Here is a 6,326-nt window from a genome sequence, read left to right as displayed (position 1 = left end):
GGATCAAAACCCGCTGCCTTACCAACTTGGCTATACCCCAATAATGGTGCGGAAGGAGAGACTTGAACTCTCACGCCGTGAAGCACTGGAACCTAAATCCAGCGTGTCTACCAATTCCACCACTTCCGCGCAACTAGGACATACCTGAGAGATAAATAAGAAGAGTGGTGGCTACGGCGAGATTCGAACTTGCGACCCCATCATTATGAGTGATGTGCTCTAACCAACTGAGCTACGTAGCCTCCGAGTGTTTTACTTCCCTCTCAGGAAGTGGCGCGTATTATGCGTATATGAACTTAGTGCGTCAACCCCTTTTTTTATCACATTTGTTCAACTGCTTAATATCTGTGCGCCAGTGTTGCAATTTCCACCAAATAAGCCTGAAATCGCCGGATAAACTACGATTTGGGCGCTAAATTGGGTTCAATTTTGTTTGCTAATGCCGGTAATAAATATGGTTTTACTTCGTAAAATTGTTCAGTAGTCACATTAAAGTTATTGATCCAGTGTGCACGAACAGACGGAGATAGTGCAAACTGCACTGCTTCCTTGAAATACTGATTAAAAAGCTTATCAAATTCGCCGCTCTTGAAAGCGCTTTTGAGACCTTTTTCCAATCGAGTGGCGAGTTCTGGTTGCGTATCTGAGACATAAAAATACATGGGTAAAAACGTGAGCATGGCAGTATGTGTGTCATAAGTGATTGACGGGTGTTGTGTACGCAGATGTTCTTGCTCGCCTAACAGTTCAAAAGCGCTTCGCATTAACAGATCAAAACGGTCTGCTTCGAGCATAACAAACATGCCTACATAACGGCTGCCATACACAACGCGAAAATTATTACTTTCCAGGATTGTAGCCGTTGACCAGCCAAGGCCCTGGCCATGCGAAAATTGGTAGAAATCCTTTAAGGAGGAAACCGTTGCCAGGGCGGGCAAGTGTTTGGGCAAAGTAAAGAAAAAGCGAACACTTCCCAGCCCTTTAACCAGTGGAAAGGGTACACGAATTGCGGCGTTGTCCCAGCGTGCTTTAGCATGGGAAAACGTCACATTTACCTGTTCACCTTCTTCCAGACCCTTTAACTGACGTTCCGGCAGGGTTTCAGTATCGTGATATTGTATCTGATAGGGGCCAAATTCGGCTTCGGTTTTATTGAGGGCCAGTTCCAGCAGTTTGTGAATGTATTCAACGTGCTGGGCCTGCCTGCTGATATGAGGTACACGTACTATTGTGAGTGCGGATTGTTGCTCGTCTGCAGCCAAGGCAAACGACGCCTTGCTACAAAACAATATCAATAACAAAGCACGTAAGTACAACTTCATGACACCAATCTTACCTGTTTTACCTCAACGTTAAGCATAGCGCAGATTAGCGTTTGCATGAGTAAAATGTAAAGGAAATGATAAAATCAGTTTTGTGATGATGTATATAAAAAAGCCCGGACACTGTCCGGGCTTCTGGTTATACGTTAAATCGGAAGTGAATCACATCGCCGTCTTTCACGATGTACTCTTTCCCTTCCAAACGCCATTTTCCTGCGTCTTTTGCACCTTGCTCGCCTTTAAATTCAACAAAGTGGTCGTAACCAACGATTTCAGCGCGGATAAAGCCTTTTTCGAAGTCTGTATGGATTTTACCGGCAGCCTGCGGTGCCGTTGATCCGGCTGGGAAAGTCCAGGCGCGAACCTCTTTTACACCGGCGGTAAAATAAGTTTGCAGTGTAAGCAAGTTGTAACCTGCACGGATCACGCGATTAAGACCGGGTTCTTCCAGGCCCATGTCGGCCATAAATTCGGCGCGTTCTTCGTCATCTAACTCAGCGATGTCAGATTCAATGGCTGCACATACGGCCACAACTACCGCATTTTCGGCTTCTGCGATGGCGCTAACCTGATCCAAATAAGGGTTATGTTCAAAGCCGTCTTCGTTAACGTTTGCGATATACATGGTTGGCTTAAGCGTAAGCAAATTCATGTAGCTAATGGCGGCCACTTCTTCTTTTTCCAGCGGCAGCGAGCGCAACAATTGACCTTCGTCCAGATGCGGTTTTATCTTTTCGAGTACTTTGAGTTCAAATTTAGCGTCGGCATCGCCACCTTTGGCACGCTTAGCAACACGTAAAATGGCTTTTTCGGTGCTTTCCAGATCAGCTAACGCTAATTCAGTGTTAATAATGTCGATATCGTCTTTAGGGCTGACCTTGCCGGCAACATGCACAATGTTGTCGTTGTCAAAACAGCGCACAACGTGGCCAATTGCATCAGTTTCACGAATGTTTGCCAGGAATTTGTTTCCCAGTCCTTCGCCTTTGGAAGCACCTTCTACCAAGCCTGCAATATCAACAAATTCCATTGTAGTAGGGATAACGCGTTGTGGCTTTACGATTTCAGCCAATTTATCCAAACGAAGATCCGGCACGGGTACCACGCCTGTGTTCGGTTCAATAGTACAGAATGGAAAGTTAGCGGCTTCAATTCCCGCTTTGGTCAATGCATTGAATAGCGTTGATTTCCCAACGTTTGGCAGGCCAACAATGCCACATTTAAATCCCATGATGGAGCCCTTGAAATTAGAGGTTTATATCTGCTTTAAAACTGTGCAGGCGATTTTGCGCCATTTTCAGATCATTTTTAAGTAATATTTCGGTACAACGTACCGATTCATCGATAGCACTGACTATGGCTTCGCGTTCAGCAGCAGCAGGTTTACCCAGCACGTGGCCGGTAACTTTGCTTTTGTGACCCGGGTGACCTATGCCTATGCGCAGTCGCAAAAATTCGCGATTGTTCCCCATTTTGGCAACGATATCACGCACGCCGTTCTGACTCGAACTGCCGCCCATTTTGAACTTGGCAACGCCTGGAGGGAGATCCAGTTCATCAAATGCCACCAGCATTTGAGAGGGGTCAATGCGATAAAAATTGGCTAATGCTGCAACAGACTGCCCACTTCTGTTCATAAAAGTGGTTGGATACAGCAATCGGATATCCTGGCCAGCAACTGTTATGCGTGCTGTTTTACCAAAAAACTTGCTATCGGGGATTAAGCTGGTCTGAAACGTTGCGGCGAGCTGGTCTAAAAACCAAGCACCGGCATTATGGCGGGTATTTTCGTATTCGGGGCCCGGATTACCCAGGCCCACAATAAGACGTATGTCTGCCAAAGGAATTATTCCCCAGCAGCGTCTTCTTCTGCTTCAGCTGCGCCACCTTTAGGTGGTTTAACTGTAACTACAGCCAGGTCATGAGAATCATCGCCTTTGGCCAGTTCAACAGAACTTACGCCAGCTGGCAGAGTCAGATCAGACAGGTGCAGAGTTTGGCCTAGTTCGATGTTAGCCATATCAACTTCGATGAACTCAGGCAGGTCTTTTGGTAAGCAGGTAATTTCTACTTCGTTTACGTGGTGTTCTGCAACACCGCCCGCTTTAACTGCTGCAGCTGTTGCTTCGTTAATGAAGTGCAGCGGTACAGAAGTGTGAACCTGATGGCCAGCAACAACACGCTGGAAGTCCATGTGAGTTACTTTAGGCTTGTACGGGTGACGTTGAACGTCTTTCAGCAGAACTTCAGTTGCTTTGCCTTCGATGTTCAGAGTCAGAACGTGTGAATAAAACGCTTCAAAATCCAGCGCTTGCATTACTTTATTGTGCACAAGCGTAATAGAAAGAGGTGCTTCTTCACCACCGTAAACGATAGCTGGTACCAGATCAGCGTGACGAAGGCGGCGGCTCGCACCTTTCCCTAGGTCTGTACGGATCTTCGCGTCCAGATTAAAAATGGCATCAGACATTGACTGTCTCCAATTTAATATATTGATAATTAAGCAGAATTTCGCGACCAAAATCTGCAGTGTGCAGAATGTACCCGGTTAACCGTAGCACAAACTACCAACCCCGAATTTACAGGGCGGCGAATTCTACCACTCAAGCTATAAAGTTACAAACCTTAAAGTCGCTTGTTGATTGGGTCTTTGACTGGGTTACCAATGGGGTTACCAATGGGATTTACCTGGCTATCGTCAATAATAGTGACTGAACTCACAATGAAGACCTTACCGTATTGGGTGATGGTAATGGCGTTGTTATCGATATAACCGGTTACGTCAACGATTAAACCATTCCGGCGAAACGGCGTTGGCAGGTCCTTCAGGGTAAAGTGTTGAGCCTTTTGGGTATGCAATGCATAAAAACCGCCCTCGAGGGTTTTGTACACTATGGTACCGCGAAAGGTTTCCTGTTTCATAGGGGATGATCCATCTGCGATAGGGGGATTGGTAGGGGATTCATTCTGAGTATTTGCCTCGGTAAGGTTACATCCTGGCAAACTGCATATCATTGCCAAGGCTAAGCAGATTAAATGTAGACCAGGTGTATTGCGCATTGTGTTTTCTCAGTTATTTTTGAGTTGAATAAATTACACTAAGCTGGATTTTTTGTCTCGCGCGCTTTAAAAAGGCAGAAATCATCTATAGTTATACCAAAGATTTTAGCCTGAAAGCACAAACAGACGGTTTTCGACGGAATAGCATTATGCAAAACCCCCGGCGTTCATTTTTAAAAAAGTCAGCAGCAGCCGTAACAGGAGCAGTTTGCCTCAGCCAGGCTCCTTATGTATTTGCCAGGAATAAAGTTACCCTGCGTGTAATGGGAACACATGTTACTCTGCAGGAGCCGCTTCGCCGCCGTGCCATGCAGGAACTGGGTATAGATATTCAATTTGAACCCATGGGCAGTGCCGCCGTACTACAAAAAGCGTCAGCTGATCCCAGCTCGTTTGACTTATACGAGCAATGGTCAGATTCGATTAATGTGCTCTGGTATGCTGGTGCAATTCAGGCGCTCGATGTAGACAGATTAAAATACTGGCCAGAGATCAACAGTTTAACAAAAACAGGAAAGATTAGCCCCGAGGCTCAAACCGGCGCGGGTGACGCGCCTGATAAAATTTTGTTCGTTCAGTCAAATGGGCTGTTAGGCCCCCAATCAACAAATAAAATTAGTTTTATGCCTTATGTGCACAATGTGGATTCCTTTGGCTATGATACGCGTGTTATCCAAAGGGCTCAGGGGTATACCGAAGAATCCTGGGGCTGGTTACTGGACGATGCAAATCGCGGGAAAGTAGCACTCGTAAACGCCCCAACTATTGGCATATTTGATGCGGCATTGGCTGCCCAGGCACAAGGATTGGTGACATTTAAGGATATTGGCAACATGACAATATCTGAAATAGATCAACTCTTCGCCATACTGATAGACAAAAAGCAAAGCGGTCACTTTGCCGGATTTTGGACGTCAGTACCTCAATCTGTAGAGTTTATGGTGAATCGCCGCGTTCACATCCAAAGTATGTTTTCGCCTGGGGTATCGGCTTGCAAGGGACAGGGGATTCCTGTCAGGTATGCGGCACCTAAAGAGGGATATCGGGCCTGGCAAGGTGTGATGTGTTTGTCGTCGCACACTTCAGGCTATGTAAAAGACGCCGCATACGACTACATGAACTGGTGGTTGTCTGGTTATCCAGGGGCGTTTATTGCCCGTCAGGGGTATTACATTTCTAATCCTCAGCGCAGCAGACCATTAATGAGCGAGGCTGAATGGGATTACTGGTATGAGGGTAAAGAGGCGCCTGTTTCGCTTAATGGCACCGATGGTAAACAATCGGTTAATGCCGGAGAGCGCAGAGATGGTGGCAGCTATACAAAACGGTTTTCCAATATCGCAGTCTGGAACACGGTAATGGATAATTACGATTATAGCCTCGACCGGTGGTATGAGTTTCTCAATGCTTAAACAGGTTGTATAGAATGCTTTCAAGTCTGAAGTCCTCCATTGCCTTGAAGGCGGCCGCAGTGCTGGCAGTATTTCTGCTTATTCTGGCAATTAATTTTGGATTGCTAAACAGCAAGATTAAACAGGTAGACACGTCCGTATCGCGTATTTTACTGATTTCCAGCAATGTCATTTTGGTGCTTGAAATCAACAAGGACATTGTTGATTTACAACGTAACGTCTCGGTGTTTGGCCAATCTGGTAATACCGCCATCCTGGAAAAAATGCGTGAAACCCATAGCAGTATTCAGCAGCGCCTGGACATAGTTTCGCGCAATATAGTGAGTCCCGCGGTGAATGAACCCATCAATGACATGCAGTTGCTGGTAAATCGCTACGGTGAGAATCTCAATGTGTTGCAGTCGTTGTACGAAGCAAAAAATACACTCATAACACAGGCGTTACCTGCAACATTTCAACACGGCGAAGAGGTTATTCAGGCATTACTGGCACAAGCTACTATTCCGATTGACAAAACAAACGCAAGTCAGGC

Annotated in this window: 7 protein-coding genes and 2 tRNA genes; 2 read left to right on the top strand and 7 right to left on the bottom strand. The window is 46.1% G+C overall.

Going from position 1 to position 6,326, the window contains the following annotated elements:
- Positions 1 to 44: 44 nt before the first annotated feature.
- The 7 genes from ACLR2L_RS17965 to ACLR2L_RS17935 form a co-directional block, all read right to left on the bottom strand.
- Positions 45 to 129 (bottom strand) — tRNA-Leu (locus tag ACLR2L_RS17965).
- Positions 130 to 165: 36 nt separating this feature from the next.
- Positions 166 to 242, bottom strand: a tRNA-Met gene (locus ACLR2L_RS17960).
- Positions 243 to 398: 156 nt separating this feature from the next.
- On the bottom strand, positions 399 to 1,322 hold the full coding sequence (locus ACLR2L_RS17955) for a hypothetical protein (protein WP_413370117.1): 924 nt from the start codon (positions 1,320 to 1,322) through the stop codon (positions 399 to 401).
- 139 nt (positions 1,323 to 1,461) lie between these two features.
- Entirely contained in the window at positions 1,462 to 2,553 is a 1,092-nt protein-coding gene (gene ychF, locus ACLR2L_RS17950; RefSeq protein WP_413370115.1) for a redox-regulated ATPase YchF, read from the bottom strand.
- A gap of 16 nt (positions 2,554 to 2,569) precedes the next feature.
- Complete coding sequence (pth, locus tag ACLR2L_RS17945; protein WP_140956488.1) at positions 2,570 to 3,163, bottom strand: aminoacyl-tRNA hydrolase; 594 nt, start codon at positions 3,161 to 3,163, stop codon at positions 2,570 to 2,572.
- Between the two features lie 5 nt (positions 3,164 to 3,168).
- Positions 3,169 to 3,792, bottom strand: coding sequence for a 50S ribosomal protein L25/general stress protein Ctc (locus ACLR2L_RS17940; protein ID WP_140956489.1), 624 nt, complete (start codon positions 3,790 to 3,792; stop codon positions 3,169 to 3,171).
- Between the two features lie 155 nt (positions 3,793 to 3,947).
- Positions 3,948 to 4,244: a hypothetical protein gene (locus ACLR2L_RS17935; protein ID WP_413370112.1), complete on the bottom strand. Its 297-nt coding sequence runs from the start codon at positions 4,242 to 4,244 to the stop codon at positions 3,948 to 3,950.
- Between the two features lie 287 nt (positions 4,245 to 4,531).
- Between ACLR2L_RS17935 and ACLR2L_RS17930 the strand changes: the two genes are divergently transcribed.
- Both ACLR2L_RS17930 and ACLR2L_RS17925 read left to right on the top strand, forming a co-directional pair.
- The gene (locus tag ACLR2L_RS17930) at positions 4,532 to 5,794 is read left to right on the top strand and encodes an ABC transporter substrate-binding protein (RefSeq protein WP_413370110.1); all 1,263 of its coding nucleotides are present in this window, start codon (positions 4,532 to 4,534) and stop codon (positions 5,792 to 5,794) included.
- A 14-nt stretch (positions 5,795 to 5,808) separates the two neighbouring features.
- The coding region (locus ACLR2L_RS17925) for a hypothetical protein (protein WP_413370108.1) at positions 5,809 to 6,326 on the top strand (518 nt) is incomplete at its 3' end.

It is taken from the genome of Alteromonas sp. AMM-1 (genome assembly GCF_047290655.1).
GTDB lineage: Bacteria > Pseudomonadota > Gammaproteobacteria > Enterobacterales > Alteromonadaceae > Alteromonas > Alteromonas mangrovi.
The sequence above is the reverse complement of the archived record's forward strand: the minus strand, read 5'-3'. Positions and strand labels throughout refer to the sequence as shown.

Bases quoted from the DNA above. Each gene is read 5' to 3' on its own strand.
- ACLR2L_RS17930 (WP_413370110.1), top strand. From the start codon at position 4,532: ATGCAAAACCCCCGGCGTTCATTTTTAAAAAAGTCAGCAGCAGCCGTA.
- ACLR2L_RS17935 (WP_413370112.1), bottom strand. From the start codon at position 4,244: ATGAAACAGGAAACCTTTCGCGGTACCATAGTGTACAAAACCCTCGAG.
- ACLR2L_RS17940 (WP_140956489.1), bottom strand. From the start codon at position 3,792: ATGTCTGATGCCATTTTTAATCTGGACGCGAAGATCCGTACAGACCTA.
- ychF (WP_413370115.1), bottom strand. From the start codon at position 2,553: ATGGGATTTAAATGTGGCATTGTTGGCCTGCCAAACGTTGGGAAATCA.
- ACLR2L_RS17955 (WP_413370117.1), bottom strand. From the start codon at position 1,322: ATGAAGTTGTACTTACGTGCTTTGTTATTGATATTGTTTTGTAGCAAG.